Source organism: Pseudoalteromonas sp. APC 3691, from assembly GCF_030408135.1.
In the GTDB taxonomy this organism is placed as follows: domain Bacteria; phylum Pseudomonadota; class Gammaproteobacteria; order Enterobacterales; family Alteromonadaceae; genus Pseudoalteromonas.
Window position 1 is genome coordinate 21,401 of record NZ_JASDCB010000014.1, and the last position, 26,257, is coordinate 47,657.

24 protein-coding genes and 1 other RNA gene are annotated in these 26,257 nt (G+C 39.4%); 8 read left to right on the forward strand and 17 right to left on the reverse strand.

Annotated features, from left to right (window positions below; genetic code table 11):
- Nucleotides 1–26: 26 nt before the first annotated feature.
- Nucleotides 27–1,217 carry an amino acid aminotransferase gene (locus tag QL998_RS06640; RefSeq protein WP_024598427.1) on the forward strand — a complete coding sequence of 397 codons (1,191 nt, stop codon included), beginning with the start codon at nucleotides 27–29 and terminating at the stop codon, nucleotides 1,215–1,217.
- Nucleotides 1,218–1,322: 105 nt separating this feature from the next.
- Here QL998_RS06640 and QL998_RS06645 read toward each other — a convergent pair whose 3' ends face one another.
- Nucleotides 1,323–2,525 carry an aromatic amino acid transport family protein gene (locus QL998_RS06645; protein ID WP_024598426.1) on the reverse strand — a complete coding sequence of 401 codons (1,203 nt, stop codon included), beginning with the start codon at nucleotides 2,523–2,525 and terminating at the stop codon, nucleotides 1,323–1,325.
- A gap of 215 nt (nucleotides 2,526–2,740) precedes the next feature.
- On the opposite strand from QL998_RS06645, the gene QL998_RS06650 reads away from it, so the two are divergent.
- Nucleotides 2,741–3,634, forward strand: coding sequence for a DMT family transporter (locus QL998_RS06650; RefSeq protein ID WP_290192355.1), 894 nt, complete (start codon nucleotides 2,741–2,743; stop codon nucleotides 3,632–3,634).
- A gap of 5 nt (nucleotides 3,635–3,639) precedes the next feature.
- Here the strand turns inward: QL998_RS06650 and QL998_RS06655 are convergent, their stop codons facing one another.
- Entirely contained in the window at nucleotides 3,640–4,518 is an 879-nt protein-coding gene (locus QL998_RS06655; RefSeq protein ID WP_007581990.1) for an OmpA family protein, read from the reverse strand.
- Nucleotides 4,519–4,720: 202 nt separating this feature from the next.
- Between QL998_RS06655 and rnt the strand changes: the two genes are divergently transcribed.
- Nucleotides 4,721–5,425, forward strand: coding sequence for a ribonuclease T (gene rnt / locus QL998_RS06660; RefSeq protein ID WP_290192356.1), 705 nt, complete (start codon nucleotides 4,721–4,723; stop codon nucleotides 5,423–5,425).
- Here rnt and QL998_RS06665 read toward each other — a convergent pair.
- Complete coding sequence (locus QL998_RS06665) at nucleotides 5,409–7,034, reverse strand: FapA family protein (protein ID WP_290192357.1); 1,626 nt, start codon at nucleotides 7,032–7,034, stop codon at nucleotides 5,409–5,411. The two genes, rnt and QL998_RS06665, sit on opposite strands and share 17 nt — an antisense overlap.
- A gap of 263 nt (nucleotides 7,035–7,297) precedes the next feature.
- Between QL998_RS06665 and ssrA the strand changes: the two genes are divergently transcribed.
- Nucleotides 7,298–7,654, forward strand: a transfer-messenger RNA (tmRNA) gene (gene ssrA, locus QL998_RS06670).
- Nucleotides 7,655–7,759: 105 nt separating this feature from the next.
- Here the strand turns inward: ssrA and QL998_RS06675 are convergent.
- The 3 genes from QL998_RS06675 to QL998_RS06685 form a co-directional block, all read right to left on the reverse strand.
- Nucleotides 7,760–8,866, reverse strand: a complete 1,107-nt coding sequence (locus QL998_RS06675; RefSeq protein WP_290192358.1) for a hypothetical protein — start codon at nucleotides 8,864–8,866, stop codon at nucleotides 7,760–7,762.
- Between the two features lie 160 nt (nucleotides 8,867–9,026).
- Nucleotides 9,027–9,323, reverse strand: coding sequence for a hypothetical protein (locus QL998_RS06680; protein WP_076925481.1), 297 nt, complete (start codon nucleotides 9,321–9,323; stop codon nucleotides 9,027–9,029).
- Between the two features lie 35 nt (nucleotides 9,324–9,358).
- Entirely contained in the window at nucleotides 9,359–10,363 is a 1,005-nt protein-coding gene (locus QL998_RS06685; RefSeq protein ID WP_290192359.1) for a YHYH protein, read from the reverse strand.
- 186 nt (nucleotides 10,364–10,549) lie between these two features.
- Here QL998_RS06685 and QL998_RS06690 point away from each other — a divergent pair, with 186 nt between their 5' ends.
- A complete protein-coding gene (locus tag QL998_RS06690; protein WP_290192360.1) occupies nucleotides 10,550–11,308 on the forward strand; it encodes a sulfite exporter TauE/SafE family protein in 759 nt (252 codons plus the stop codon).
- A gap of 34 nt (nucleotides 11,309–11,342) precedes the next feature.
- Here QL998_RS06690 and QL998_RS06695 read toward each other — a convergent pair whose 3' ends face one another.
- The 3 genes from QL998_RS06695 to mnmC form a co-directional block, all read right to left on the reverse strand.
- Entirely contained in the window at nucleotides 11,343–11,978 is a 636-nt protein-coding gene (locus tag QL998_RS06695; RefSeq protein WP_170072099.1) for an NAD(P)-binding oxidoreductase, read from the reverse strand.
- Between the two features lie 183 nt (nucleotides 11,979–12,161).
- A complete protein-coding gene (locus QL998_RS06700) occupies nucleotides 12,162–12,485 on the reverse strand; it encodes a hypothetical protein (RefSeq protein WP_197185451.1) in 324 nt (107 codons plus the stop codon).
- A 67-nt stretch (nucleotides 12,486–12,552) separates the two neighbouring features.
- Nucleotides 12,553–14,562: a bifunctional tRNA (5-methylaminomethyl-2-thiouridine)(34)-methyltransferase MnmD/FAD-dependent 5-carboxymethylaminomethyl-2-thiouridine(34) oxidoreductase MnmC gene (gene mnmC, locus QL998_RS06705; RefSeq protein ID WP_290192361.1), complete on the reverse strand. Its 2,010-nt coding sequence runs from the start codon at nucleotides 14,560–14,562 to the stop codon at nucleotides 12,553–12,555.
- Nucleotides 14,563–14,740: 178 nt separating this feature from the next.
- Here mnmC and fabB point away from each other — a divergent pair, with 178 nt between their 5' ends.
- Nucleotides 14,741–15,952, forward strand: a complete 1,212-nt coding sequence (fabB, locus tag QL998_RS06710) for a beta-ketoacyl-ACP synthase I (protein WP_004335606.1) — start codon at nucleotides 14,741–14,743, stop codon at nucleotides 15,950–15,952.
- 101 nt (nucleotides 15,953–16,053) lie between these two features.
- Here the strand turns inward: fabB and QL998_RS06715 are convergent, their stop codons facing one another.
- Nucleotides 16,054–16,419, reverse strand: coding sequence for a hypothetical protein (locus QL998_RS06715; protein ID WP_024596750.1), 366 nt, complete (start codon nucleotides 16,417–16,419; stop codon nucleotides 16,054–16,056).
- A gap of 51 nt (nucleotides 16,420–16,470) precedes the next feature.
- On the opposite strand from QL998_RS06715, the gene QL998_RS06720 reads away from it, so the two are divergent.
- Together QL998_RS06720 and ggt are read left to right on the forward strand one after the other, a co-directional pair.
- Nucleotides 16,471–17,013, forward strand: coding sequence for a GNAT family N-acetyltransferase (locus QL998_RS06720; protein WP_024596749.1), 543 nt, complete (start codon nucleotides 16,471–16,473; stop codon nucleotides 17,011–17,013).
- 98 nt (nucleotides 17,014–17,111) lie between these two features.
- Nucleotides 17,112–18,785: a gamma-glutamyltransferase gene (ggt, locus tag QL998_RS06725; RefSeq protein WP_182733465.1), complete on the forward strand. Its 1,674-nt coding sequence runs from the start codon at nucleotides 17,112–17,114 to the stop codon at nucleotides 18,783–18,785.
- 48 nt (nucleotides 18,786–18,833) lie between these two features.
- Here the strand turns inward: ggt and QL998_RS06730 are convergent, their stop codons facing one another.
- The 7 genes from QL998_RS06730 to QL998_RS06760 form a co-directional block, all read right to left on the reverse strand.
- Nucleotides 18,834–19,700 carry a Tim44-like domain-containing protein gene (locus tag QL998_RS06730; RefSeq protein ID WP_165723603.1) on the reverse strand — a complete coding sequence of 289 codons (867 nt, stop codon included), beginning with the start codon at nucleotides 19,698–19,700 and terminating at the stop codon, nucleotides 18,834–18,836.
- Nucleotides 19,701–19,864: 164 nt separating this feature from the next.
- Nucleotides 19,865–20,617: a DUF3379 family protein gene (locus tag QL998_RS06735; protein ID WP_165723602.1), complete on the reverse strand. Its 753-nt coding sequence runs from the start codon at nucleotides 20,615–20,617 to the stop codon at nucleotides 19,865–19,867.
- Nucleotides 20,617–21,174 (reverse strand): sigma-70 family RNA polymerase sigma factor, encoded by a 558-nt coding sequence (locus QL998_RS06740; RefSeq protein WP_033011540.1) that lies wholly within the window; start codon nucleotides 21,172–21,174, stop codon nucleotides 20,617–20,619. The genes QL998_RS06735 and QL998_RS06740 overlap by 1 nt, the downstream gene beginning before the upstream one ends.
- Before the next feature lie 61 nt (nucleotides 21,175–21,235).
- A complete protein-coding gene (locus QL998_RS06745; RefSeq protein WP_024598412.1) occupies nucleotides 21,236–22,894 on the reverse strand; it encodes a BatD family protein in 1,659 nt (552 codons plus the stop codon).
- Entirely contained in the window at nucleotides 22,888–24,843 is a 1,956-nt protein-coding gene (locus QL998_RS06750; RefSeq protein ID WP_290192362.1) for a VWA domain-containing protein, read from the reverse strand. The genes QL998_RS06745 and QL998_RS06750 overlap by 7 nt, the downstream gene beginning before the upstream one ends.
- Entirely contained in the window at nucleotides 24,843–25,829 is a 987-nt protein-coding gene (locus QL998_RS06755; protein WP_290192363.1) for a VWA domain-containing protein, read from the reverse strand. Before QL998_RS06755 ends, QL998_RS06750 begins: the two co-directional genes overlap by 1 nt.
- Nucleotides 25,822–26,256 (reverse strand): DUF4381 domain-containing protein, encoded by a 435-nt coding sequence (locus tag QL998_RS06760; RefSeq protein ID WP_182195312.1) that lies wholly within the window; start codon nucleotides 26,254–26,256, stop codon nucleotides 25,822–25,824. Before QL998_RS06760 ends, QL998_RS06755 begins: the two co-directional genes overlap by 8 nt.
- Between the last annotated feature and the right edge of the window lies 1 nt (nucleotide 26,257).

Sequence of the window (26,257 nt, forward strand, 5' to 3'; positions counted from 1 at the left end):
CCCTAAATAACGATAAGAGATAGCCAATGTTCTCAGTATTAAAACCATTACCAACAGATCCTATTCTTGGCCTTATGGCGGCCTATAAACAAGATACAAACCCTAATAAAATTGATTTAGGTGTAGGTGTCTACAAAGATGAGCAAGGCAATACACCGGTTCTTAAAGCGGTAAAAAAAGCTGAAGCGTTTCGTCTTGAAAACGAAATGAGCAAATCTTACATTGGTTTAGCGGGTAATTTAGATTACTGCCAAAAAATGGAGCAGTTACTATTAGGTGAACACCAAGCATTACTAGCTAACCGCGTACGTACTGCACAAGCTCCTGGTGGTACGGGTGCACTTCGTGTTGCAGCTGAATTTATTAAGCGTTGCAATAAAGACGCGACTGTTTGGGTAACTAACCCAACATGGGCTAACCACATTAGTTTGTTTGAAGCTGCAGGCTTAACAGTAAAAGAATACCCATATTACGATTACGAAAATAAAGATTTACTGTTTGATGAAATGATCAACACACTTAAACAAGTGCCTAAAGGTGATGTGGTTTTAGTGCATGCATGTTGTCATAATCCAAGCGGTATGGATTTAAATGAAACACAGTGGAATACGGTTGCCGAACTTGCAAAAGAAGTTGGCTTTACACCACTTGTTGATATTGCATACCAAGGCTTTGGTGCTTCACTTGAAGAAGATGCACGTGGCTTACGTATTTTAGCCGATGCAGTAGAAGAGCTGATTATTTGTTCTTCATGTTCTAAAAACTTTGGCTTATACCGCGAGCGTATTGGTGCATGTTCACTAATTGCAAAAGACAGCGCAACAGCAGATATTTCAAACTCTGTAATGCTAAGCGTTGTACGTAGTATTTACTCAATGCCGCCAGCGCATGGTGCTGACATTGTTAATACTATTTTAAGCAGTACTGAGCTTACACAATTATGGCACTCTGAGCTTGATGAAATGCGTAGCCGCATAAATGGCTTACGTAGCTTAATTAAAGAAAGCTTAGCAACTAAAGATATTGCTCAAGATTTCTCGTTTATCGAGCGCCAAAACGGTATGTTTTCTTTCTTAGGTATTAATAAAGAGCAAATTGCTCGCCTACAAAAAGAATACGGCATTTACATTGTTGGCTCTAGCCGCGTAAATGTTGCAGGTGTTAGTCATTCAAATATTGAATACTTTTCAAATGCTGTAGCTGACGTTTGTAAATAAACGCAGTTAATATAAAAAAACCGCACACCTGATGATGTGCGGTTTTTTATTATCTAAATTAAAACAAAAAACGGTTTTTTATTATCTAAATTAAAACAAAAAACTTTAACCAATAGCAGGAATAAGCCCCACCATTTGCATAAACTGTGCAGCAATAATAGTTATGCCACATATAGCTGCTATACCAAGCCCAACATTCCCACTTTTTACTTTATAGCCTGTTTTATTTGATGTTGTACGCTGTTTATAAACCATTGCTACAGGCAAAAATATAGCCAGCACGACAAGTGCTATTGCAGCGTACCCTAAGGCCATAATAAAGCCTTGAGGATAAAACAATGCAAAGCCAAGCGGCGGAATAAACGTAATCAAGGCCGTTTTAATTCGGTCCGTTTTATTGTCACCTTTTTTAAATGCATCAGCAAAAAAATCAAATAACCCTAAACTCACCCCTAAAAATGATGTCGCCAGTGCTAAATCAGCAAATAACTTAACGGCCGTTGCCACACTTGGGTTATGCGCAATGCTTGCCACGCTAGATACAAACCCATTAAGCCCTTGGCTGTTGAGTAAATCAGCTTGACTCATAATACCTTGGCTAAGTAGTTGCCAAAAAATATAAATAACTAAAGGTAGGGCGGCTCCAGCAATCATTACTTTGCGCAGTACTTTTATTTCAACACCAACATATTTAACAATAGAGGGGATAGAACCATGAAAGCCAAACGAAGTAAATATAACCGGTATAGCCGAAAGGATTAATCCTTGCTCTACGGGCATCTCTAATAAGTGCTTACCTTGCACATAAGGGGTAAGCATGTAAAACAAGCTAGCTAATACAACAATTTTTATTGTAAATAACACTCTATTTAATTTATCTACCTTGCTAGTGCCTAGCGTTACCACACTAGCAATAATAACAGCGAGGATCACAGAGCCAAACTGTGGGGCTATATTTACATCAAAGCCTATATTTATACGCGCTTGAAGTTGTGCACCACCACCTGCAATATAAGCAGCGCATAAAGCATAAAATAAAAAAACCATCGAAAAATTCGCAATATATTGTCCGCGTTTTCCAAGCCATAATTTAGCCAATGTATTTAATGTAGCATCGCGTGGTGCATATTGGTGTAGCTCTAACATGAGTAGTGCGGTGTAGGTCATTAGCAACCAGCTAGCAATTATTAATGCAAGTGCAGTACTAAACCCAAGCCCGGCAGATGCAATTGGCAATGCCAACATACCTGCACCAATAGTGGTGCCTGCAACAATTAACATGCTTCCAGTTGTTTTATTTTTAAGCACTTAATTACCTTAATTATTATTAATATACATGCACGATATAACTAGTTGCTCAAATCTCAAATAGTTTTGTAATAAAAGAGCGTTATTAAAATGTAACTTACAATTTACAACTGTATTTATTAAGGACTTTAGTGTTTAAAAAGTACTAAAACACAGTAGTGAGCGTATAATTTATTCTTTGTTTTATTGATTCATATAAAGCGTAGGGATGGCACGTGCCAGTTAAAGTATCGTATTTTTTAATGGTTCTTATATGGTCCACTACACCACTGGGTATCGTGTGGAGTAGTGACACTGTATCGCCAACACTTGCTGTGTTAATGCGGATGCTGGTGGGACTATTGTTAGGTGGCTTAATTGTTGCCATTACAAATATTAGAGTGCCTTGGAGCAAAAATGCATGCTTACTTTATTTTTATTCGAGTATAGGTATTTTTGGCGGTATGTTGTTGAGCTATATGGCAGCTAAAACAGTCCCTTCTGGTATTATTTCGCTTATGTTTGGCCTTGCACCTATTTTGTCGGGGTTGCTTGCTCAGCAATTATTAAATGAACCTAAATTTAGCCCGATTAAATTAGTTGCGTTAGCGTGCGCCTTAATTGGCTTATATTTTGTTAGTTATAACCAAGTACAAAACTCGCAAACTCAAGGGCTCGGGTTGCTTTATGTGTTTATGGCTGTCTGCTTTTTTAGTTTAAGTGGTGTGATGATCAAACGTGTACAGATTGCGATTCATCCTATGGCAACAACATTTGGTGCCTTAGTTTTTGTAACCCCACTCTTTTTTATTGCTTGGTGGTTATTAGATGGTGAGTTGCATATACAAAACTGGAGTGCAAAATCATTGTGGGCTATTGGTTATCTAGGAATATTTGGATCTTTAGTAGGGGCTTTGGCGTATTTTCATGTGCTGCAAAACCTAAATGCAAGCACGGTATCACTTACTACACTTATAACTCCTAGCTTTGCGTTAGGCTTGGGAGCTTGGCTAAATAATGAGTCATTAAGCCAAGAACTAATAATTGGTGCGGTTATTATTTTAATTAGTCTAGGTTTTTTCCAATTTGGTGATAAGTTTTTAAAGCAAAAGAAAGCAAGCGAAAATTAGCTTTACTACATTTTTTCTATTTGAATAATTAAACGACGGTTTTTGTCTCGGCTTAAAATGTTATCGTTATTATCAACAAAGCGTTTTTCGCCTAAACCGGTTGTTTGTACTTTTGCTTCATCAACACCCAAGCTCACCATATAATCTTTTATAGTTTTGGCGCGCTTGCGCGATAAATCTAAGTTATTCCAGCGTCCGCCATAACTATCAGTGTATGAGTCAATACTAATGGACTCTATGCTTGCATCATTTTTTAAATACTCAGCAATCTTATCAAGACGTTGTTGCGAGGATTTAGTTAATTTACTGCTGTTAGATTGATAGTTCATTACAGTAAACGAAATATCTTCAAAGCTGTAAGGGAGTAGCTCATCGCGGCATTGTAAAAACGCCCAGTAAGCTTGTTTAAAATTTACGCTCGATATACCAACGGCAATTTTATCGGCACTGTTTTGCCAGTCTTGATAATAAAAAGTAGGGTAGTAGCCTTTTTCAAGCTCGGTAAGCATTTCCCATGCGGTTTTATTGCCTAGCTCGCCATCAAACTTTTTAAGTAATTTCATATTTGCAATATCGCGAGCGGGCAATCCTGCACGCCATGTAGGTGGCACTGCTTTTAAACCTGCAATTGCGTAGTTATCTGGGCGTACAACCATATCTAAATTAAATGTTAAGTTTTTATTTTTACTTGCAGAAGCTTTAAATATAGCTTCACCGTAATAAGGAACCTCATGATTTAATTGGCATTGTAAGCGCGTTGTTTTAACTACTTCCCAGTTGGAGTTGTCTTGGGTTGCTGTGTATTGGCGCATAGCAGCTTGCGAGTGAGTACTGTAAAGCACTGCACTTATACTAAGGCTAATAAATAACAACTTATACTTCATGGTGCTCTCCAGCTATCCGGGAATGCCAATAATTTGGCAAATTTACGACTGCAATGATTAGTTTGTTCTCTACGTAACTAACTTATAAGTTAAAGCAAGTTATGTGCCTACAATTTTAAAGCAATAAATACTTAAATCCCCTAGCCTAGGGGGCATCAATTTTGACATAATAGTCAGCTTACACGTATAAACAAAGAAGACTATGGCAAATACTGAGCAAACACCTTTCGCAAAACGCTTTCGTGGATTTTTTCCTGTTGTTATTGATGTTGAAACTGCAGGTTTTAACAAAGAAACAGATGCCTTGTTAGAAATAGCAGCCTCTGTTTTAAAAATGGATGACGAAGGACTGCTCAGCATAGATCATACTGTTCATTTTCATGTTCAGCCATTCGAAGGCGCTAATATAGAGCAAGCAGCCATCGACTTTAACGGTATAGACCCGTTTTCACCATTACGTGGCGCAGTACCTGAAGACGAAGTCATTAAAGAAATATGTAAAGTAGTACGCAAAGCGCAAAAGGCTGCTGGGTGCCAACGTTCAGTTATTGTGGCACATAATGCCGCATTCGATCATGGCTTTTTAAATGCAGCAATAGAGCGTAATAACATTAAGCGTACGCCATTTCACCCGTTTGTAAGCTTTGATACAACATCTTTAGCGGGTTTAGCGTTAGGGCAAACTGTATTAGCAAAAGCATGTAGAGCGGCTGGTATCGAGTTTGATAACAGCCAAGCGCACTCAGCGCTTTACGACACAGAACGTACAGCCGAGCTTTATTGTTTAATAGTAAACCGCTGGCAGCAATTAGGTGGTTGGCCATTAGCGCCGCTAGATAATGGCGACGCTGATGCCGAAGTTGTCACTGAAACAAAAAATGACGAAGAAACTAAAACGTCTGAGTAATTTTACCCTCAGTTAGCTTAACTAGGTGGGGCGGGTAAATACGCGAAAATTGTTTAGAATCTTTCGCTATTTTAAGTTCCACACCAGGGTGCATCAATTCATTTACTTTTAAACGACTACTGGCAAGTAATTGCACTATTTTTTGCTTAATAAGTAGTTTTTGACGATGAATATGCGCAGAGCGTATTTTTATATGCTTTTCATTTTCAGTTATTTTATTCATGAATTGCTGGCGCTGATCAGCACTCGCAATTTTACTCGCTTTTTCACGAGCCTGTTGTAAAGCTGTTACTTTAGTCGCAAGTATTTTTTCAAAATCGGTGATTTGTGTTTGCTTTTGGCGAAGCTCAAACCAGAGTTGCGCTAAAAATACGCGTGTTTTAGTACCGGCTGGCGCGCCTAATTCACCCGTTTCAATGCGCATAGCATCTAAAATATTACCGCCAATAATTTTACCTCGCGGGTCATTTGCTTTGCCTACACGTATTAATCGCCTAGCACTTAAATCACAATGCAGAGCTTGGCGTTCAATAAATAAATCTTGTTCGGATTTAATATTGCAGTACTGGGCATAACCAATCGAAATAGTTCGCTGAGAGGTTATAGAGCATGTAAATGCTTCCTCGCCTTCACGTTTTCGGCCAATTGCACCAAGCATAATGGTTACCGCACTTTTACTTTCAACAGTTCCTGATTCTACAAAACCAAGTACCGTAATATCACCGTTGGCTTTTACACGCATGCCGTCTTTAATATCGCCAGTAATAATTATACTACCATCAAAATCAACGTGGCCTGTGCTTACATCTACGTTATCAAAGCATAAAACATCATCTACACGCATACCACGTGGTAGGGCAACGGGCACACCTTTGCAGTCGGCAATAAGCATATTAGGATTATTAGGGTCTACTTTTGTACCTTCGAAAGGCTGGAGTTGGTGATCTTTACCTGGTTTTGCACTAATTGAATCGCCAAATACCGTATAGCCTTCTTCTCCAGGGGTAGCTGCAATACGCTGCATTAAGGGAGTGCCAGGTTTTACGGTGATAATAGCGCCAAGGTTTTTCATATCAACCTTACCGCCTTCTTTAGCTTGTGGGCTAAGTACTCGGTCTTGGGCTGTTGAGCATAAACGCACAAATTTAGCATCGCGGCCCTCTTTAGGGTTGCGTCCATGTGCAATTATGGCACTGTAAGAGCTTCCTACCGGTTGCTCAAACTGCTGGCCTAAAAAGGTATCAAGCGCACGAGGACTTATTCCTTTTTTAACACCTGCATCAGCAAGTGCTTTTTGCGCGCCTTCCATAGACAAAAGTGCGCCACCTTTAGCGGTAGTTAATGTTGCTTCTGCGACCATGTTTTTTTCATCAATATTAATGACAATTGAAGCATCTACAGCTTTAGCAACGACAAGCGATACTTCCTGATAATTTTTAGTTGGCGCAAAAAGCTTTCCAATATTGGCAATGACAGCTTCGTACTCACTAAACTCAGATTGCTCTAGCATTTGCGTTAACTGAGTACTTGTAACAGGAAAACCACTATCAATAGGGTGACTTGCTAAAGAGACAAACCCCGTACTTTTATCAAATGAAAAAACCGACATTTATTAATTCCCTACTCTATGCCTGTTATTATATTTATTTTTTACAACTAAAGGTTTAGAAATAGCAAAAACCTTAACTCCTCATTTGAACACAGGTTAAACACATTGTTAAGTAAATGTTTATATAGGCTTGCATAAACTAAATTTTGCTTACTTAACGCGCGATTGACACATACAACTAAAATAAAGCGTTACTAGGCCTTGAGTATCAGTACTTTACTCAGTTATACTGTTTGTACGCTCTGAATTGAGTTACTAATTCAGGGGCTGATTAGGATTCGACGGAATTCAAGAAGCCCAAGGTGCATGTCGAGGTGCGGTTTGCCTCGTTAAACAGCCGCAACCTAAAGTAATCGCAAACGACGATAACTACTCTCTAGCAGCTTAGGCTGGCTAGCGCTCCTTCCATGTATTCTTGTGGACTGGATTTTGGAGTGTCACCCTAACACCTGATCGCGACGGAAACCCTGGCCGGGGTTGAAGCGTTAAAACTAAGCGGCCTCGCCTTTATTTACCGTGTTTGTCCGGGACTTAAAGGTTAATTAAATGACAATACTAAACATGTAGTACCGACGGTCGAGGCTTTTCGGACGGGGGTTCAAATCCCCCCAGCTCCACCAATAAAGGTTTTTGAACTCGTTATTCGAAAACCATAAGAAACCCGCAAATTTGTTAATCCAAATTTGCGGGTTTTTTTTATGGAATTTATAAAGTAAAAATAAAGTTTAAGAATGTCTTATTGCACGTAGCTTCATTTTTATTGCAATCACAAGCAGGCTAAATAACGACAGCATACTTATTAACAACGTTAGATTAAGTATTGGGTTGCTTGGCTCATCGGTACTGACCGGAGAGCTGTTTATAGTTTGCGAGTTTTGATGTTGCCTAATATAGCTTTGGCTGATCCAATCTACCGCGTTTATCCATTGTACTTTGGCGGGGTCAGTATTATTGAGCATCCCTATTGCGTGCTTATCGTTATCTAAGCTTTTTGAAAGTTGTATCAGTTGCTGCCAAAATTCATTTTTAGGGCCTAGGTCGTCTATCTCTTGTAGATGCTGTTGTAATTTGTCACCCCCCATCGTTTTTATATCAGCTTGTCCGGTACTTTGCGCGTAGCTATTTATTAGCGATGAAAAGCGTATAAAGTACTCATTACTTTTTTGCTGTGTAGGGTTAGCTGTTCGCTCGTTTGTTACTTTTTTTTCTGGTTGATTTAGGCTATTTTGATCAATCAAATATTGTTTATAATTTTGGTAACTTAAGTTGTTTGTAGTTGTGTTATTTGTAGTTCCGTTATTTAGAATGCCAAAGTTGTTTTTCAGTGCATTAACACTGATCACTACGCCTATTAAGGTAATAATACAAAGTGCGCTATAGCAAAAGTACAATGCGCTTTTTAAAGTGTTACGCAGTAGTTTATATTTATTATAACTTTGCTTAATAGCGGCAGCTGTATTTGGGGCTTTGCCCGTATCTAGGCGTTCACTTTGTACTGAGATACTTTTGCCTTCAGTACATTCACTAATGTGTTTATCTGTATTTTTACTGTGCTCAGTGAGTGCTATTTGATTATTTTGAGATTGAGAGATTACAGTAATTAGTTGAGGTTCTACTTTAGTAATCAAACCTAGCTTTTTAAGTGAGGATTCTGTTTTAACAGCATCAATACTCGATAAGTCTTTTTTTAAAGCGTAAGCTTTTCCATCAAATAACTGAACAACAATATTATGAGGAATATTAAGAAGTTGGCTGAGTTGTTCTTGGGCAGAGGTAAGGTCAGTATTTTGATATAACTGACCATTAAAAACAATTTTAAATGTGGCGCTCACGTTGGTACCTTGCTTGTGTAATTCCATTTTTGGAATTTTATTTTTATTATTTGATACACAAAGTTAATTTAACAGATAAAGGTGATGCTTTCTAATAATTTGTAATTAAAAAAGCCTTAACAAACAGCGTTAAGGCTTTGGCGTGTAGCTGTTATTTACTTTATAGTTTAGCGAGTGATTTAACTGATTGCTTTTGAGCACTTGCTGGTTGGGTTGCTTTGTCTATTAATGTTTCAAGTGGCTTATTTCGAACGCACATAAGTACTTTGTTCATTGCTTGGCATGTGCCTGTCGCTTTTTTATCATGGCTTGTGTAGCTGCAATCTTCATTAATGGCTTTTGCTTCACATGCTTCCCAAGGCGCATTTGAACCGTGGCCTGCATGACTTAGCGCTGAGCATGAAGTAGCAAGTAAAAAGCCAGTTGTTAGTGCTTTTATTACGTTAAATATTTTCATTAGTATCTCAGTTAATTATTTAGCCAGAATGCGACTTATCTTGCGGTAGCACCTTTAAAGCAACCAATAAACATGTTTTCAGATACATCGGCTGCGTGGTAGTGGTAACCGCGTGTATCGTCGGTGTGGCCTCTACATTCGTCTAAATCAGTGGGTTCTAATCCATCTTCGTTAAGCATGCCAAATATACCAAATCCATCGAGTGCATAACCCATCATGGCGGCATGACCGTCTGATTGAATTTGTGTTTGGCTACAACCTGCTTCACCGTGGTAGTGATAACCTGCTACTAAGTTAATATGGCCAGCGCAATCATCAAAGGCTGCAATAGTGTATGCGCCTAAAATAGCCTCAACAGGCGCGGGTGCAGCAAGTACAACACCATTGAGAGCAACACCTACATTGGCGTTACCAATACTGCTATTTTGAGTAGTTGCAACAGGCGTTATTGGAATTAAAAATGATTCTGATATACCGCCATCAACATAATCAATAGAGCATTCTACGCAGTGGTTTTGGTATTGTTCTTCTACGTTTGGGCGTGCAGCGCCATCACACGATTCTTGTGTGTCGGTTACATTTACAAGGCCTGTACCTTCGTCGTATAGCTGCCAATGACTATCGTTATATAATGTAGGTAGATTTAAAATAAAGTCGCCGGTTATATCGTAAACCTCACCGGTGCCATCAAACCAAATACCGGCTTCGTCTGCTGTTGAGGTGATATTTTGAGGGCAAAATACACCAATCTCGTAATTTGAAGGCGCACCTGCTATATCAATTTTATAGCATGAGGCTTCATCGCCGTTACTTAGCGTACATGTTTGAGTGGTAATTGATGAAATGAGCGCATCGCTTTCAAAGTTAAAAGGGTCGACTTCTACAACAAAATCGGTTGAAGTATCTGTTGTAGTTCCCTCATCGGTGGTTGTTTCAGTTACAACTGTACTTTCAGCATCGCTACCGTTACAGGCGGCTAAACTCAGTGTAAGTATGCACACTGCAAGTGGTGGCAAAATTGGTGTGTTAAATCTTTTCATCAAAAATATCCGGTAATGAAGTTGAATGTATAATATTTGTTAAATGTGCAAACAACGTGCAAAAACAACGCAACATAGTACATAGCACGAGATAGAAGCTGATAAAGTGGCTATAAATGTGTGTAGTACCTTTTTTATTATTTAAATACTGCGACTTAAAAGTATTTAAATAGGCAATGGAGTTTTATGGATTTTTTATTTCCCGACAGCATGTCTTTATTTTTGTTTTTATTGTTAATAATCACTGCTGGCTTTACTTCTTTTGTATCTGCTGCATTTGGTGCTGGTGGTGGGTTAATGCTGCTTGTTGTTATGGCGTCGTTTATGCCTATGGCAGTTGTTGTGCCTGTGCATGGTTTAGTACAGCTTGGCTCTAATGCAAATAGACTTTTACTCAGCTTTAAGCATATTGATAAAAGCATGTTTGTATATTTTGCGTTAGGTGGCTTAGTAGGGGCGGGGTTATCAAGTTTTGTAATTGATGATATATCGCTTGATGCCATGAAGTTAGTGGTCGCTATTTTTGTTATTTACTTACTGTGGGGCAAAACGCCACCTATAAAATTAACCTCTAAGGTGTGGCGTATGGTCGCCGGTGGAATAACTACTTTTATTTCTATGTTTGTAGGGGCAAGTGGCCCATTAGTTGGTAGCTGTTTATATATAAATAATTACGACAAGTTAAAATTTACGGCAACGTTTTCGAGCATTATGAGTGTGCAGCATTTATTAAAAGCGATAATTTATGGCGCTGTTGGTTTTAGTTTTTGGCAATGGATACCGCTTGTAATCGCTATGGTAATAAGTGGCGCTGTAGGAACTTGGTTAGGAGTTGAATTACTTAAAAGTATGTCTGGGGGTAAATTTAAACGTATTTTTAGAGTCGTTTTAACGTTATTAACCCTGCAACTTGGTTGGCAAGGTGTAAAAGTATTACTCCACTAGTAAAAGTGGAGTAATCGTCGTTGAATAATAACGTTTATTTTACAGCTGCTTTAATTGGCTTGTCGCCGTCGAACAACTTAAAAATGCGGTTACTAATAAATGAGTTGGTCGCAATGTGTAATAATGCATTGGCTACATTTTCGCGGCTAATTTTAGCTTCTGAACGATCGCTTGGCTGCTGCGTAGTTACTTGCATTGAAGCGCTATCGTCAGTCAAAGTGCCTGGGCGAACAATGGTATAATTTAAACCACTATTTATTAGGTGCTCGTCAGCCATGTGCTTAGCAACTAAGTAAGGTTTTAAATCACCTTGGATCGAATCTGGATCGTCTGCACCAATTGAACTGACCATAATAAAGTGGTTAACACCGTGCTCTTTAGCGAATGTAGCTGCTTTTGTTGCAGCCCATAAATCAATGAGTACAGTTTTATCATCGCCTGTACTTCCACCAGAACCAGCAGCAAAAATCACTTGGTCACAGCCTTTCATTGCATCACCAAAATCACCTTCAAGATCTTGCTCAACAATAGTTAAAAAAGAGCTGTTTAAATCGCTTAACTTATTTTTGTCGCGCACTAATGCCACAACATTTTGCTCATTTTCTAAAAGTAGCTCAGTTGCCATTTTACCTATTTGTCCGCTTGCGCCAATAATTAGGGTCTTACTCATAATTAACTCCTTCCAATAAATAGTAAAAGTAATGTGCTTACAAACAGACCTTGGGGTAGGGGATTATTTTTAAAGGGTAAAAAAGAGTTTGAATGAGCTAATTTCAAAAAATACTTTAATTAAAATGCGATGCTTAACTGAGTATTAAAATTAGCTGCTTTGGGTGTGTTTTTTTAGACCTTTTTATTCAACCATTATACTCACTTCGGTCACATAACTACGGCGGTATAGACTAATACGTACTTTACGTTCTTGGTAATTATAAAACAAAGTGCGATATGTATTATTGCCATTTGTTTTTAAAGGTTCACCCAATTTTTGATGATAAAATCGAGTGATATCAGAAATTGAATCTGTTAAATAACCAGTGCGTACCATTGGGTATTCGCTTGCTACGTCCATCGTTGTAACAAATTCTTCAGGAAGTGGGATTTCAGTGACGTTTTGGCTGAGTGCGTTAAACGATAGAGTGCATAGCAATATTATTAAAAATGCTAAAGTTTTCATTAGAGTCCTTTGAGTAATAAATTCCTTTTATTGGTACTTATTTTACCTCAATAAGCACCGATGTCATTTAAATTTTATTACGAATTAAATCTCGCACTATAAACCGTGCAGGGTGAATCGCTTGGCTTACACGTTCGCTTAATGGCCGGGGTTCGTTATTTAAACAGCTTACGAGGTGGTCTGCACTTAACGGTGCGCTACACAACGCGCGTGCGCCAAAACCGGTAAAAATATGCAGGCCTTGTTGTGGTTTATTAAGTTGCTCATATTGGTAGCGTTTACCTAAACGTAGATTAGCAAAAGCCATTATATAATCACTTTGTTCGCACCATTGCCCTGCCATTGGCAGGTGATCTATAAATGTGCAGCGAACAGCCGCTTTTGCCGAGTTTATATTGCCGAGGGTGGAGGCAAATTCACTTTGCTTATAAAAGCTAAGTAGTTGCTCTTGGTTTAATTGGTTGTCGATCGCTGTAACTTGGCGGCTTTTAGTGTTTTTTTCAAACGTGGCACCCATACAGTGATGATCTAAATAAGCCGGTGTAAAATATCCTTTATGGCATAGCACTGTTTTAAGTTTGCGTGATTGCTCACTTGCCTCAATATGTGAAACCTGACCGCGTACGCCCACTATAGGTAGCGCTTTTGTTTGCTCAAATGCATCGCTGTGCTCACCTGCACAAATAACTACATCGCTAAACGGGCCTAATTGCTCATCATTCGTTAATAAAAACCAACCGCTATCAGTTTTTTTAAGCTGCTTTATATTGCAGTTAAATACGCTTTTGAATGGGTTTATGCTATTTGCAGCGCTTAGCATAGCGTTTACTAATTGCGGCGGGTTAACCCAGCCGCCTTGTTCAAAATACACACCTGAATAACCTGTCGTTACGCCGGCTATTTCATCGCCTTGCTCTGCGGTTACGTTACGCATTAGCTGCGTTGGCCACAGTTGCTTTTGTGCTAAGTTTTCGTGCTTATCAGCTAGAGGTTTTTTCACTGCGTGTTGTAATACGCCGCACCAATCATAATCAAAACTAAAACCACTGCTAAGTAAGTTGTTATATAGGCGTTTGGCGTATAAAAAGCTATGTGCAAACAATTCACTGTGCGGCGAGTTTTTAGCCTGTAGGTGAGGGTAAATAGCGCCTTGCACATTGTGCGATGCCCCCATTGCAGGCTTTTCATCTTGGCAGAATAAGTGGCTGGCTATGCCTCGTTTAGCCAAGCTGTATAAAATACAGCTACTGGCAATACCACCGCCAATGACCGCTACGTTTTTTAAAGTGCTGCTATCTTGATTAAAATAAGCAGGGGGTGATTGAGCGTTATTAACATGTTTAAGTTGGCCAATAAGGATATCTTCTCTTTGATTAAAATATTTGGCTTTTTTAGTGCTAAAGGCAGCCTCTATTAATCCTCGTTGAACAAAGTCAGCGGCAGTAAAAGTCGATAAGGTTGCATTAGCTCTTGATATATCAGCCATGGAGTTAAATAAACTTTGCTGCCACATATCAGGATTTTTACTTGGCTCAAGCCCATTTAAATACCAAGCATCAACGATACCTGTTTGTGGATAGCTCATTGCTTTTATTGATTCAAGCGCATCACCAAAGTATAAATCGAGAACAACACTGCCATTATTAAATTCGAGCCGGTGGCATCCTTCTAAATTAATTGGGTAGTTTACTGTTAGTTGCTCACTAAAATAATTTAAGGCAGGCCAAGCGGTTAATGCTTGTTTTAAGTCAGTTAATGTTAAGGGATACTTTTCAAACGAAATATAGTGTAGGCGTTTTACGCTTTTTTCACATTCATTTTGAACTTGCATCCGCTCAAGGTGGTCTTTAAAGCGTTGCCACGTATTTAAAAAGTTTAAACCGGTGCCAAAATCGGTTTCGGCAATAACAAAATGTGATTGGTCATGATTTTGTAATCGTGCATCTATATTATTTTGCTCATAGTACACATAATGCGATTGAGCTAAGTCATCGTCATTAGAAAAATAAATATCACCGGAGTCATTAGTCAAAGGTGTACTTAAATTATTAATGTGACTATGTGCGTTTTTAATCATAATTTATTAAATTTATAGATATATTTTTAATTATTTTACGGGTTTTCTTTGTAATAGTCTGGCGTTATTTATAAGCTAGCAGTTCAGAGTACAAGTGTACGCTAGAAAGCTGACCACTTAGGTGATTAAATTCGCGTAAAATAGAATGCAATTAAGTATTAAGCTAAGGGAATTACCCATGAGAAGAGCTGTAATTACAGGTATCGGTGTTGTATCAAGCATTGGTAACAACAAAGAAGAAGTATTAGAATCGTTAAAAACGGGCAAAAGCGGTATCGCTTTTAACCAAGAATTTGCCGATTATAAGTTACGTAGTAACGTATCGGGTAAAATTGATATTGACGTTAAAGCACATGTTGACCGCAAAGCAATGCGCTTTATGGGCGATGCTGCTGCATATTCTTATATTTCGATGACTCAAGCAATTGAAGACTCAGGTTTGTCTGACGACCAGGTATCAAATGAGCGCACGGGTATTATTGTTGGTTCTGGTGGTGGTTCGTCGAAATGGCAGGTAGAAGCTGCTGATATTTTACGTGAAAAAGGCGTAAAACGTGTAGGGCCTTATATGGTGCCACGCACTATGGCGAGCACTACATCGGCTTGTTTAGCTACACCCTTTAAAATTAAAGGTGTTAACTATTCAATTAGCTCTGCATGTGCAACATCTGCACATTGTATTGGTAATGCAGTAGAACAAATTCAATTAGGTAAGCAAGATGTTGTTTTTGCTGGTGGCGGTGAAGAACTGCACTGGACATTGGCAATGGAATTTGACGCTATGGGCGCCCTTTCTACTAAGTACAACGAAACACCAGAAAAAGCATCTCGTACATACGATGCAAATCGCGATGGTTTTGTTATATCTGGCGGCGGCGGTATTGTTGTAGTTGAAGAGCTTGAACATGCACTTGCACGTGGCGCGCATATTTACGCTGAAATTGTTGGCTACGGTGCAACATCAGATGGCTACGACATGGTTGCTCCATCTGGCGAAGGTGCAGCACGTTGTATGCGCCAAGCTATGCAAGATGTAGATAGCATTGATTACCTAAATACGCACGGCACATCAACGCCTGTAGGCGATGTTAAAGAGCTAGGTGCGATTCAAGAAGTGTTTGGTGGTAAGTCACCAATGATCAGCGCAACTAAAGCAATGACGGGTCATGCCCTAGGTGCTGCAGGTGTTCACGAAGCTATCTTCTCATTATTGATGCTAGAGCACAGCTTTGTAGCGCCTTCAATTAATATTGATGAGCTAGATGAGCAAGCGACAGGTTTAGATATTATTACTGAGCGTCGTGACGTTGAGTTAAATACTGTAATGTCTAATAGCTTTGGCTTTGGTGGCACAAACGCGACTTTAGTTATGAGTAAGTACAAAGGTTAATTTGAGCTTATAAGCCCTATATGCAAACGCATAACTGGGCTAAATAGTCCAAAACAAAAAAGGAAAGCCGAGGCTTTCCTTTTTTATTATCGAAAGTTTAATTAACCTTCGTTATGTTCTTGACGCGCTTGCTCAATTTCGTCTGCAATTTCTTGCGCTTTTTGCTTAGTTTTTTCAGTTAACTCGCCAGCAGCTTCTTTGCTTTTAATCCATGCGTCAACCGCAATCTCTTTGCCGTCGTCGTACATGTCTAAGCCCATTGCTTTACTTTGCTCTAATAGCTCGTTTAAAGACTCGTCATTTTTAAGATCGTTAGTTGTCTCTTTAACGTCGTTCCATGCATCACCAAGCTTTTCTTGCATTTGTGCGCTTTTATCTTTTGCATCTTCTTTAACTTCGTTGGCATCTTCACAACCAGTTAATGTAATTAAAGTGCCTAATAAAGCTAAACCTGCTAATTTATTCATGTGCTATCTCCTTTAGAGACTGATAATTAATTCGAGGCAGACTATACAACAATGAAAATGAACGCCCCCGTAACAAAACGATTAAATTTTAAATTAATGAATGAGCATGATTGGCCTCAATTATTTGAACTCGACCAAGACCCAGCTGTAATGCAGTATTTAACACGAGGTGAACCTACCTCTTTAGAGCAAATAAAAAATGAGGGAGTGCCTCGTATGCTCGCATATCGAAATGAGCTTAAAGGCTGGGGGCTGTGGAGTATCACTATAAAGCAAACCAATACATTTATAGGTTGGGTATTAATAAGGCCTATGTGCTTTTTTACTGATGCACCAAACTACAGTGATATTGAAATAGGCTGGCGCTTTAAGCAAGCAAGTTGGGGGCATGGTTATGCAACCGAGGCGGCTTTAGCATTATGTGATGAACTTATAAAGCAAGATGACGTTAAGGCGATAAGTGCAACGGCACTAAAAGATAATACGGCCTCTATAAATATAATGAAAAAGCTAGGTCTGCAATTTATAAAAAATTATACACATACAGACGAGCAAGGCGACTTACCTGCGGTGCTTTATTCAAAAAGTGTTTAAAGATGATTAAATATCAACAGTATAAAGATTGACCTGTCCTTAAGTGACGTGCATTAATAAGAATGCGTAACTAAAAAATAATAAATTAAGGATGTTGTATGGGATTGCTTTTTTCACCACGTAAATTAATTGTCAAAAGTGTGCTGGTTTTACAGTTCGCTGCTTTTAGTGTTTTAGCGCAGCCTTTATCGCAAAGCGCGGTAGCAATGCCTGACTCGTTCAGTGCCGATGCTGCTAAAAGTATATTAGAGCAAGGCGGTAATGCTGTTGATGCGGCTATTACGGCACAATTTGTACTTGCAGTAACGCTTCCTGAAGCCGGCAATATTGGCGGCGGGGGGTTTATGCTTATTCAAAAAGATGGCAAGGGCGATTTTATAGATTATCGCGAAACAGCGCCAACAGCGGCTCATCGTGATATGTATTTAGATGAGCAAGGTAATGTTATTGCAAACAAATCAATATATGGTATTCATGCAAGCGGTGTACCTGGCAGTGTAGCGGGCATGTGGCTTGCCCATAAAAAACATGGCACTTTAAAGTGGGAAGAATTAGTACAACCAGCGGTAACGTTGGCTGAGCAAGGGTTTGTAGTTCCGCCTAAGTTAGCAAAAGGTGTGAGCAATTATATAGCCCACCTAAAAGAGCAAAAAATAAATGTAAACTTCGAAAAATACTTTGCTGATGTAAAAGCTAATAAAGTATTTAAGCAACCCGAGTTAGCGGCGACGCTAAAGCGTATCCGTGATAACGGCCAAGATGGGTTTTATAAAGGCGAAACTGCAAATATTATTGCTAAATTTATGCACCAACATGGCGGTATAATTAATCAAGATGATTTAAAAGGTTACACCGCTAAATCACGTACACCTATTAAAGCGAGTTGGAATGGTTATGAAGTACTTACTTCGCCACCGCCGAGTTCAGGTGGTATTGCTATTTTACAGTGGCTTAAAATGTATGAGTTACAAAAACCAGATGCGGGCTTAGCGCATAACTCTACTCAGTATGTACACTTACTTTCTGAAATAGGTAAACGTGTATTTGCAGATAGGGCGGAGTATTTAGGCGATCCTGATTTTTTTGATGTACCAGTCAACGCATTAACTAATATTAACTACCTCAAAGAGCGCAGTAATGGCATTTCGTTAACCGCTATCTCGACTACCGAAAATATTAAGCCGGGCCTTAAAGAAAGTGAGCAAACTACACACTTTTCAATCGTTGATAAAATGGGTAACGCTGTCGCAAATACCACCACAATAAACTTAGGCTTTGGTAGCGGTGTAGTTGTTGAAGGTGCAGGGTTTATTTTAAATGATGAAATGGACGATTTTAGTGCCAAACCAGGCGTTATGAATGTGTTTGGTGCAATAGGCGGTAAAGCTAACGAAATACAGCCGCACAAGCGTATGCTTAGCTCTATGACGCCTACAATACTCCTTAAAGACAACACCGTTAAAATGGTGACAGGCTCGCCAGGTGGCACAACAATTATTAGCTCTGTGTACGAATCTATCTTAAATGCGGTAGAGTTTGATATGACTGCAGAGCAGGTTGTAAATAGCCCTCGTTTTCATCATCAACTGTGGCCTAAAAATATAATTAGAACACACATAGGTTTAACCGATAGCGTAAAAGCAGAACTTACAAAAATGGGCTACACCATAGATGAGAATCACTTTGGTGACTTACACGTTATTATTAATAAAGAGGGCCAATTAGATGCCGCTTCTGAAGCATCAGGACGTGGTAAATCAATTGTTTTTTAAATAAAAAAAACACCGCGTTAAGAGCGCGGTGTTTTAAACAATATAAAATTATTGAGTATCAATTAAATCTTCAACACCCACTATTAGCCATGGAGCATCGTCTGAAATTAGACGCTCTAAGTGCCAAATTTCTAAAATAGGCTCTTCTTTTTTATCGCCTAAATCACGGTACTTACCTTTAAAGCGAACACTAACCTGCCACGATTGCGCGTTTGTATCTGCGCGCACAAGTTCGGCATCAATAAACATCACTTCTGTTTCTACGCTTTGTATAGCTTCACGTTCAGCTTTAAACTCGGCAACAAGTGCAGGGCTTAAGTATTCAGCCATTGTGGAGTAATCGGCATTGTTCCATGCAGTTTGTAGTGTGTGGTAATGACTACGGGCGCCTTGCAAAAAGCCATTAACGTCAAAGTTAGGTGGTAAATTAAAAGGCACACTTTCACCTTGTGGGGCGCTGCTTGCAAAGCCTGTACTTGTTGGTTGCTCGATAGGTGCTTGTTTAAAAGCATTTTGCTGAGCACTTGTACTTGCACTGGCAAGTTGTGGGGCACGATTAGTACGTAAAAAGCCCGTTACTAGCTTAAATAAAATAAAGAGTCCGCCAGCTAATAAAATAATTTCTAATAGCTGAAAACCTTCAAAATCGTCGCCTAACATTGCTGCAATTAAGCCACCCGCTAAAAGCCCTCCAAAAACGCCTGCCATAATGCCTTTTTTATTTGATGTGGCTTTAGGTGTGGCTTTAGGTGTAGCGTTAGGTGTTGTTGTATCTGTTTGTTGTTTTTGCGCTGTTTGTTGTGTTGCAGGTGTCTGTCCGCGTTTACTACTGCCAAATTTTTTACGTGCGTGTGCATCAAAACTGGCAGTACATAATAATGCCAATAATGAAAAAATAACGATGATGTTCTTCATGAAATTCCCTAATTAAAATCGAGCCGCGATTATAATTTACTTTCTTTAGAAATTTAATTAATTACTTTAAAAATCAGAGGTTTTGGGGAGTGAAGAAACGCTTTGTTGGTGAGTATATAATCAAAAAACCGCTCAGTAGAAACTAAGCGGTAAATTTGTCTATTTTAAAGCCAACGAATTGCGCCAGTAACGCGTTCATTGTATGTATCTAGAGGTGCCCCAAGACTTGCCACTAAAATAGTATCAGCTTGTGAGCCACGATTAATGTGACCTTCAAAGCGCTCATCGCGGAAGTTGTCATCCCCAAAACCGAATGATTTATTTTCAGAAGGCACTATAAATACCGTCATTGGACCAAAATCAGACTCAAATATTAAATGCAGTCCTTTTTCGCCTTTAAAATCACAAAACATGGCATAAGTTACAGCGCCAGGAAGCTCATCAAGGTGACCACCTAATACTGCAAGCTTGTCGTTAACGCTTTGTAGGCTAATGGGCTCTTTTTTATCAAGCGCATTAATTTCGTAGTACACATGGGCAAGCGCATGCTCACCTGCTTCGTGTGCAATATTTTGCTCTGTACTAAAAAAGAAGGCACTAATCGCCACTACAAAAGACGCTGCTAACGCAAGATGTACACGATCAAACTTAAAACGCGATCGAGCATCAACCACGTTTTTACCAGTTGCTTGTTCTTCTTGGAGTGCTTTTTCTTTTAACGATGTGTTTAAAAGAATGCGGTCTGCAAGATTTTCAGGCACAGGTATATCTAAAGAATCTCGAATGAATTTATCAAAACCTTTCATATCGTTAATAAAACTTTGTCGCTCTGGGTTATTGTCAGCAAACTCCATAAGCTCCTTGTCAATGTCGTTTGGCTGCGCAATAGTGCGGCGACGAAACTCAAGTTCATCCATTATTTTGATGCCCCTTTAAGTTGTTCATCATCACGGCTTAAAGCCTCTTTAAGTTGATTTCTGGCACGGTATAAACGAGTCATTACCGTGTTTTTATTTAAATTAAGTATGCCTGCAATTTCTTCACCAGAGCAGCCCATTACAACTTGCAGTAATAATGGCTCTCGGTATTCATCAGATAGCAGTGCAATCTGGCGTTGAATTACCGTTTGTTCCATTTCATCGTCTAATGAATGGCTGGTTTCATCAACAAGCGTATCGTTTTCTACGTCGCTGCAATCAAACTGTTTACGTTCAAATCGGCGTGCGTTTTCTCTTCGTAATATAGTAAGCAGCCAAGGTTTAGCTGCCTTTTGATCAAGTAAAGAGTCGAGTGAACGCCATGCGCGTAAAAACGTTTCCTGTACTAAATCATCTGCTATGTGCGGATCACGGCATAACCAATAAGCAAAGCGATAAAGCTCTTTATTGTAAACGTGGACCAAGGCTTCATAACGCTTTTGTTTCTCTGCCATATCGATTAAGACCTGATTGTTTGATTTTTTCTTTCCAAGCATAAGCACTTTTTTAATTAAAAATTATTAGTTATTGCAAAAAAAGACCTAAGGTTCGTAGTTATTAATCATAAAGGTCTTTTAATACAGCTTGTTGCGACTTTGATGCCTGAGTTTGATAGTTCTCAAGAATTTTAATAATAGCATTAAGATCCGTGTTTGCGCCTTTATTACTGTAAAGTTGTGCCTGCAATTGGCTAATGAGACCATTAAGCTCGCTGCTGTTTACGCGGATGCAAAGCTCATCAATCGCGCCAACATTTTTATGGGTCACCTTTACAGAAAAGTTATTTAATGCGGTGTAAAAGGCTTTCACATCGTGTGTTTTGGCTAATGCTTTAAGCTCATTTAAGCTTGGCTGAGAAGTACCACGGGTATTTAGCTGTAATTTTTCAGTCGTATTTTTAGTAGAACGGCTTATTAAGTAAAAAATTACAGTAGCAATCCATAAAATATACCCTAAAGCGGCAACAACTATTAACCAAAGAGGAGTATCACTTTTAGTTTCAATAGGTTGTGTACCAGTTGCTTCATTCGAAATATTTTCAAGAGTAGGTGAATTATTTGTGCTGGGTTGTGGGTTTGCTATGGCTGTATTAGGCGCGGTAGTACTTGGCGTTACTGTAATAGTACGCTTTGGTAATGTAGCTACGCTAATACGGTTCATTTTAGTATTAAACCAAGGCAGCTTTATTTCAGGTAAAGTGTAAGTACCTGGCTTTTGCGGCAGTAATGCATACGATGCAGTTTGCTGCGATACAACTCGCCCGTCACGTACTGCATTGTTATTTTCTTTTTTATCTGGGTAGCTGCGTATGCCATCAATGGTAGGCATAGAGATTTCAGGTAATTGCTCTTTTGTAACCCCAAGCGCGGTAAGCGTAATAGTACGTGTTATAGGTGTACCTACTTCTACGGTGTTGTCATTAGGTTGCCATTCTTCATCAAGATTAACCAGCTCGCTTGGTAACCATGCGCCCTTGTAATCACCCGGAATTGGTTTTATTTCTATTTGCTGATCGTCGCCAAGAGCTGACACTTCTAACTGACGATAATTTTGTTGTACACGTCCTTGAAAAGCGGGGCCTGCAATAGTATACGCACCACTTTTTTGTGGCTGAATCAAATACTCGCGAGTAATAACAAGGTAGCGTTTACCATCAACAAGCTCATAGCTCTCAGTTTGCTTACCTAATTGGGTTAGTTGAGCATCTTCCATACTTGGTGTGCTTAAGCTGCCATCAAGCAGTTCTTTGGCAAGGTAAAGCTTAATAGTGTAAACACCGGCTTCTTGGACAAATAGTGAATTACTTGAGAGCGACGTTTTTAAAAATATTTCGTTATTTTTATCTGCATCAACTGAGCGTTTTGCCACTTTTAATTTAATAGGCTGTGAGGTTAACCCTGCAACGTTAAATGCAGGAATTGTGTAATTGCCCTCTGCACGGGTCATTAATTTAACTGACCACGTGGTTTGTTTATTAATGCTGCCATTAATAATGTTGGTACGAGAGCTTAAGCTAGTAGGCCCTACAACAAAGTCTTTTAACAGCGATGAGGTGTCTGGTTGCTCGCCTTTAACTGTATCGTCCACCGATATATTAAGCATAAAAAATTCACCCGCTAAAACAGGGTTTTTATCTACGCTGGCTTCTAATTTGGTGGCAGCCCACGAAGGCATCGCACTTAATAGCAATAAACAGCAAAATAATCGCATTACCATGATTTTTCGACTCCTGTAGGGCGACGTTTATATTGTCTTTTTTGGGCTTCTAATTGCATTTTATTCCGTAATAAAATAGCCGGATCGTCCGGGACTTTTCTCAGTAGTTGATTAAGCTGTTGTGCTTTTTCTTTTTCTTCATTAGTGAGCTCATTTGCTTGGGCTTGCATGGCTTGTTGCTGAGCATTTTGTTTTTGCTCATCAGTGGCAGGTTGCTCATTCATTGCTTGTGGCTTACTTTGTTGCTGCTCGTCTTCTTTAGGCTGGTCAGCGTCTTTATTTTTCCCTTGCTCACTTTGTGGCTGAGCTTGCATATCAGGTTCATTTTGCTTGTCTGATTGCTCGCCTGGCTCACCTTGTTGATCTTTTGATTGTTCAGACTCTTTATCTGATTCTTTATCTGATTCTTTATCAGATTTTTCATCGCTTTGGTTTTGACTCTCGTTTTCGCCTTTTTCAGAATCGCTTTTATCACCATTTTGTTGCTGATCCTGTTTTGACTCATCAGAATTTTGCCCTTGGTTTTGCTCATCTTTTTTCTGGCTATCATCTTGGTCTTGAGAGTCGTCGCCGTCGCTTTGCTTATCTTGCTGGTTTTGTTGCTCTTGTTGATTTAGTAATTGTTCAACTAAAGCTTGGTTATCAGCGGCTTGTGTAAAGTCGTCTTGTAAGGTTTGGGCTTGTTTGTAAGCTTCAATTGCTTCCTCAAGCTTGCCAGCTTTGGCGAGAGCATTACCGTAGTTGTATAAACCGCTAGCCGACTTATCACTACTAAACTCACTAAGTGCAGCATCAAAATTACCTTGCTGGTAAAGCGCAGCGCCTTTTAACTCACTCGATTGAGCCTGTGTTGCTGCATCGTATTCTTTATTATTGTAAGCCTCTAATGCACGCTGATCTGCATTTTGCAAAAGAGTGGGGAGCTCTACGGCATACGCATTTTGCTGCGGTAAAAAGCCAAAAGCTAAAAATGCGCCTAACAAGGCAGCGCGTCTAAATAAATACAAGCCAAATGGCAGTAATAATAAGAGTCCGTATATACCGGCATCTATTCGCCAAAGCGCATGGCTTTGTTTTTCGTCTTTCAATAATTCACTCTGTGCATTTGGAGCAAACGTATCTATGTCGTTATTGCTAGGTTGGTAACTAGCAAATTTACCACCACTGCTCGATGCTAAATTTTTAAGCTGACTGGCATTAAGTGTAGGTACTACAATTTGGCCGTATCTGTCTTTCAAAAAACCACCTTCAGGTAACTTAATTGGAGCGCCTTGAGCTGTGCCTACGCCATATATATTTAATCTATATTGGGTGTTACTGGTAAAGCTACTTACGTCGCTTTGTTCTTGTTGGTCAATACCGTCGGTCACTAAAATAATGTCGCCATCAATATAACCCGCTTGCGTTAATAGCTCTTTGGCCATATCAAGACCGGCTAAAACGTTTGAGCCTTTGTCTGGCATTATTTCAGGGCTTAAGCTTGGAATTAAATTACTAAGTGTTGTGGCGTCATTTGTTAGCGGCGATATTATGTAGGCCGTGCCTGCGTAAGCTACAAGCGCGGTATCACCTTCTTTAAACAGCTCAATCATATCAAGCGCTTTAAAGCGTGATTGCATTAAACGATTTGGTAAAATATCGGTGCTGTACATTGAGTACGACATATCCATAACAATTACACGGGCACTTTTACTTTGAAATACAGGAACTTGTTTTTTCTCAAAGCTAGGCCCTGCACTAAATAAAATGCCAAGGCTGCAAAACAAAGCAACTAACCAAAGTGGCTGGCTGGCTTTAGTGTTTGCTTCGCTCATTATAAATTGTGCTAAATGCGGTGCAATTAGCTGCTCACTAGTCGTTTTTTTATGCTTAATTAAGGCGACAAAAAATAATGCCACAGCAGGTATGAGTAACCATAAAAGAGCAGGGCGAATAAATTCAAAATCCATTAGTTTGGCTCCTTTAATGCACGCATTGTACTAAGCATTACTTTTAAGCTAATAAGTAAAATGGCAATAAGTAACGGGTAGTAAAATAATGAACTTTGTGGGCGAAATGTTTGTTCATCAGCGCTAATAGGTTCAAGTTTATCAAGCTCTGCGTAAATTTGTTGAAGGCCTGCTACATCTTTAGCTCTAAAGTATAACCCGCCAGTTTGCTCGGCAATCTTTTTAAGTAAGCTTTCATCTAAATTACTGCCACTAGAGCCACCCATATTAAAGAGGCTAAAGCCGCGCGGATTATCTGAGCCAACACCAATGGTGTACACTTTAATCCCTTCTTCGCGAGCTAGCAGTAGTGCATCTTCTGGATTTAGATTGCCTGCGGTATTTTGTCCGTCGGTTAATAGCACCACAATACGGTTACTTTCATCTTTATTGGCAAAGCGTTTTACCGAAAGACCCAATGCATCACCAATGGCTGTTGCGCGTCCCACTAAACCAATTTGCGCTTCACTGAGCATTTTACTTACTGTTTTAACGTCGCGCGTGAGCGGGGTTTGTAAAAACGCGGTGTCGCCAAATAATATCAGCCCAAGCCTGTCGCCTTGACGTTGCTCTATAAAATCACTGAGTACAGCTTTTACCATGGTAAGGCGGTCAACATATTGGCCATTATAAGCCATGTCTTGTTCGGTCATCGAGCCTGATAAATCGACCGCTAACATTATATCGCGTCCTTCATTTGGTAATGAGATTGGCTCATCTAACCATGTTGGATTGGCAGCGGCAGTAACAAGTAATAACCAAATTATCCACTCGAAAGGGTTTAAACGTCGTGCGTGTGGCTCAATGCTTTGACTGGTTAAATTGTGCTTTGCAAAACTGGGTATACGTAAACGCGTACTGGCATTACTTACAGCGGGTTTTAATAGTAAAAGTAATAAAGGCAAGGGTAGTAATAAAAATAACCATGGCCAGCTAAATTCAAACATTTACTGACTCCTTTATTTTAAATTGCTTAATACCTTGGCGAAATTTTTCGCACAGTGTTGTATCTTTTTGGCTGGGGTTATACAAGCTTAGTATTTCTTGTTCTGTAAAGCTTAAACCGGTGAGTGTATTAAGTGTTGCGCACCATTTAGAGGTAGATTGCGCAGCAAGTCGCTTGTCGTAATATTCAATCACTAAACGTTTTAAAATAATATGCAGTTGCTGAGGGTTTTGCTCACTTTGACTCAATTGTATTGCGTAGCGTTTAGGCTTTTTAAATTTATGTTTTTTATAAAATATATAAATAGCTGCGCACAGTGCTAAAAACAGCAGTGCAATAATAACCCACCAAGCAGGGGCGAGTGGCCACCAATTAACTTGGCTTGGCGCTATTATATCGTGCAGGCCATCGAGTGGATTGGTTTGCATG

What these genes read in the sequence shown, in the direction of transcription:
- QL998_RS06640 (WP_024598427.1), top strand. Translation starts at nt 27, where the DNA reads ATGTTCTCAGTATTAAAACCATTACCAACAGATCCTATTCTTGGCCTT.
- QL998_RS06655 (WP_007581990.1), bottom strand. Translation starts at nt 4,518, where the DNA reads ATGAAGTATAAGTTGTTATTTATTAGCCTTAGTATAAGTGCAGTGCTT.
- rnt (WP_290192356.1), top strand. Translation starts at nt 4,721, where the DNA reads ATGGCAAATACTGAGCAAACACCTTTCGCAAAACGCTTTCGTGGATTT.
- QL998_RS06665 (WP_290192357.1), bottom strand. Translation starts at nt 7,034, where the DNA reads ATGTCGGTTTTTTCATTTGATAAAAGTACGGGGTTTGTCTCTTTAGCA.
- QL998_RS06680 (WP_076925481.1), bottom strand. Translation starts at nt 9,323, where the DNA reads ATGAAAATATTTAACGTAATAAAAGCACTAACAACTGGCTTTTTACTT.
- QL998_RS06685 (WP_290192359.1), bottom strand. Translation starts at nt 10,363, where the DNA reads ATGAAAAGATTTAACACACCAATTTTGCCACCACTTGCAGTGTGCATA.
- QL998_RS06690 (WP_290192360.1), top strand. Translation starts at nt 10,550, where the DNA reads ATGGATTTTTTATTTCCCGACAGCATGTCTTTATTTTTGTTTTTATTG.
- QL998_RS06695 (WP_170072099.1), bottom strand. Translation starts at nt 11,978, where the DNA reads ATGAGTAAGACCCTAATTATTGGCGCAAGCGGACAAATAGGTAAAATG.
- QL998_RS06700 (WP_197185451.1), bottom strand. Translation starts at nt 12,485, where the DNA reads ATGAAAACTTTAGCATTTTTAATAATATTGCTATGCACTCTATCGTTT.
- mnmC (WP_290192361.1), bottom strand. Translation starts at nt 14,562, where the DNA reads ATGATTAAAAACGCACATAGTCACATTAATAATTTAAGTACACCTTTG.
- fabB (WP_004335606.1), top strand. Translation starts at nt 14,741, where the DNA reads ATGAGAAGAGCTGTAATTACAGGTATCGGTGTTGTATCAAGCATTGGT.
- QL998_RS06715 (WP_024596750.1), bottom strand. Translation starts at nt 16,419, where the DNA reads ATGAATAAATTAGCAGGTTTAGCTTTATTAGGCACTTTAATTACATTA.
- QL998_RS06720 (WP_024596749.1), top strand. Translation starts at nt 16,471, where the DNA reads ATGAAAATGAACGCCCCCGTAACAAAACGATTAAATTTTAAATTAATG.
- ggt (WP_182733465.1), top strand. Translation starts at nt 17,112, where the DNA reads ATGGGATTGCTTTTTTCACCACGTAAATTAATTGTCAAAAGTGTGCTG.
- QL998_RS06730 (WP_165723603.1), bottom strand. Translation starts at nt 19,700, where the DNA reads ATGAAGAACATCATCGTTATTTTTTCATTATTGGCATTATTATGTACT.
- QL998_RS06735 (WP_165723602.1), bottom strand. Translation starts at nt 20,617, where the DNA reads ATGGATGAACTTGAGTTTCGTCGCCGCACTATTGCGCAGCCAAACGAC.
- QL998_RS06740 (WP_033011540.1), bottom strand. Translation starts at nt 21,174, where the DNA reads ATGCTTGGAAAGAAAAAATCAAACAATCAGGTCTTAATCGATATGGCA.
- QL998_RS06745 (WP_024598412.1), bottom strand. Translation starts at nt 22,894, where the DNA reads ATGGTAATGCGATTATTTTGCTGTTTATTGCTATTAAGTGCGATGCCT.
- QL998_RS06750 (WP_290192362.1), bottom strand. Translation starts at nt 24,843, where the DNA reads ATGGATTTTGAATTTATTCGCCCTGCTCTTTTATGGTTACTCATACCT.
- QL998_RS06755 (WP_290192363.1), bottom strand. Translation starts at nt 25,829, where the DNA reads ATGTTTGAATTTAGCTGGCCATGGTTATTTTTATTACTACCCTTGCCT.
- QL998_RS06760 (WP_182195312.1), bottom strand. Translation starts at nt 26,256, where the DNA reads ATGCAAACCAATCCACTCGATGGCCTGCACGATATAATAGCGCCAAGC.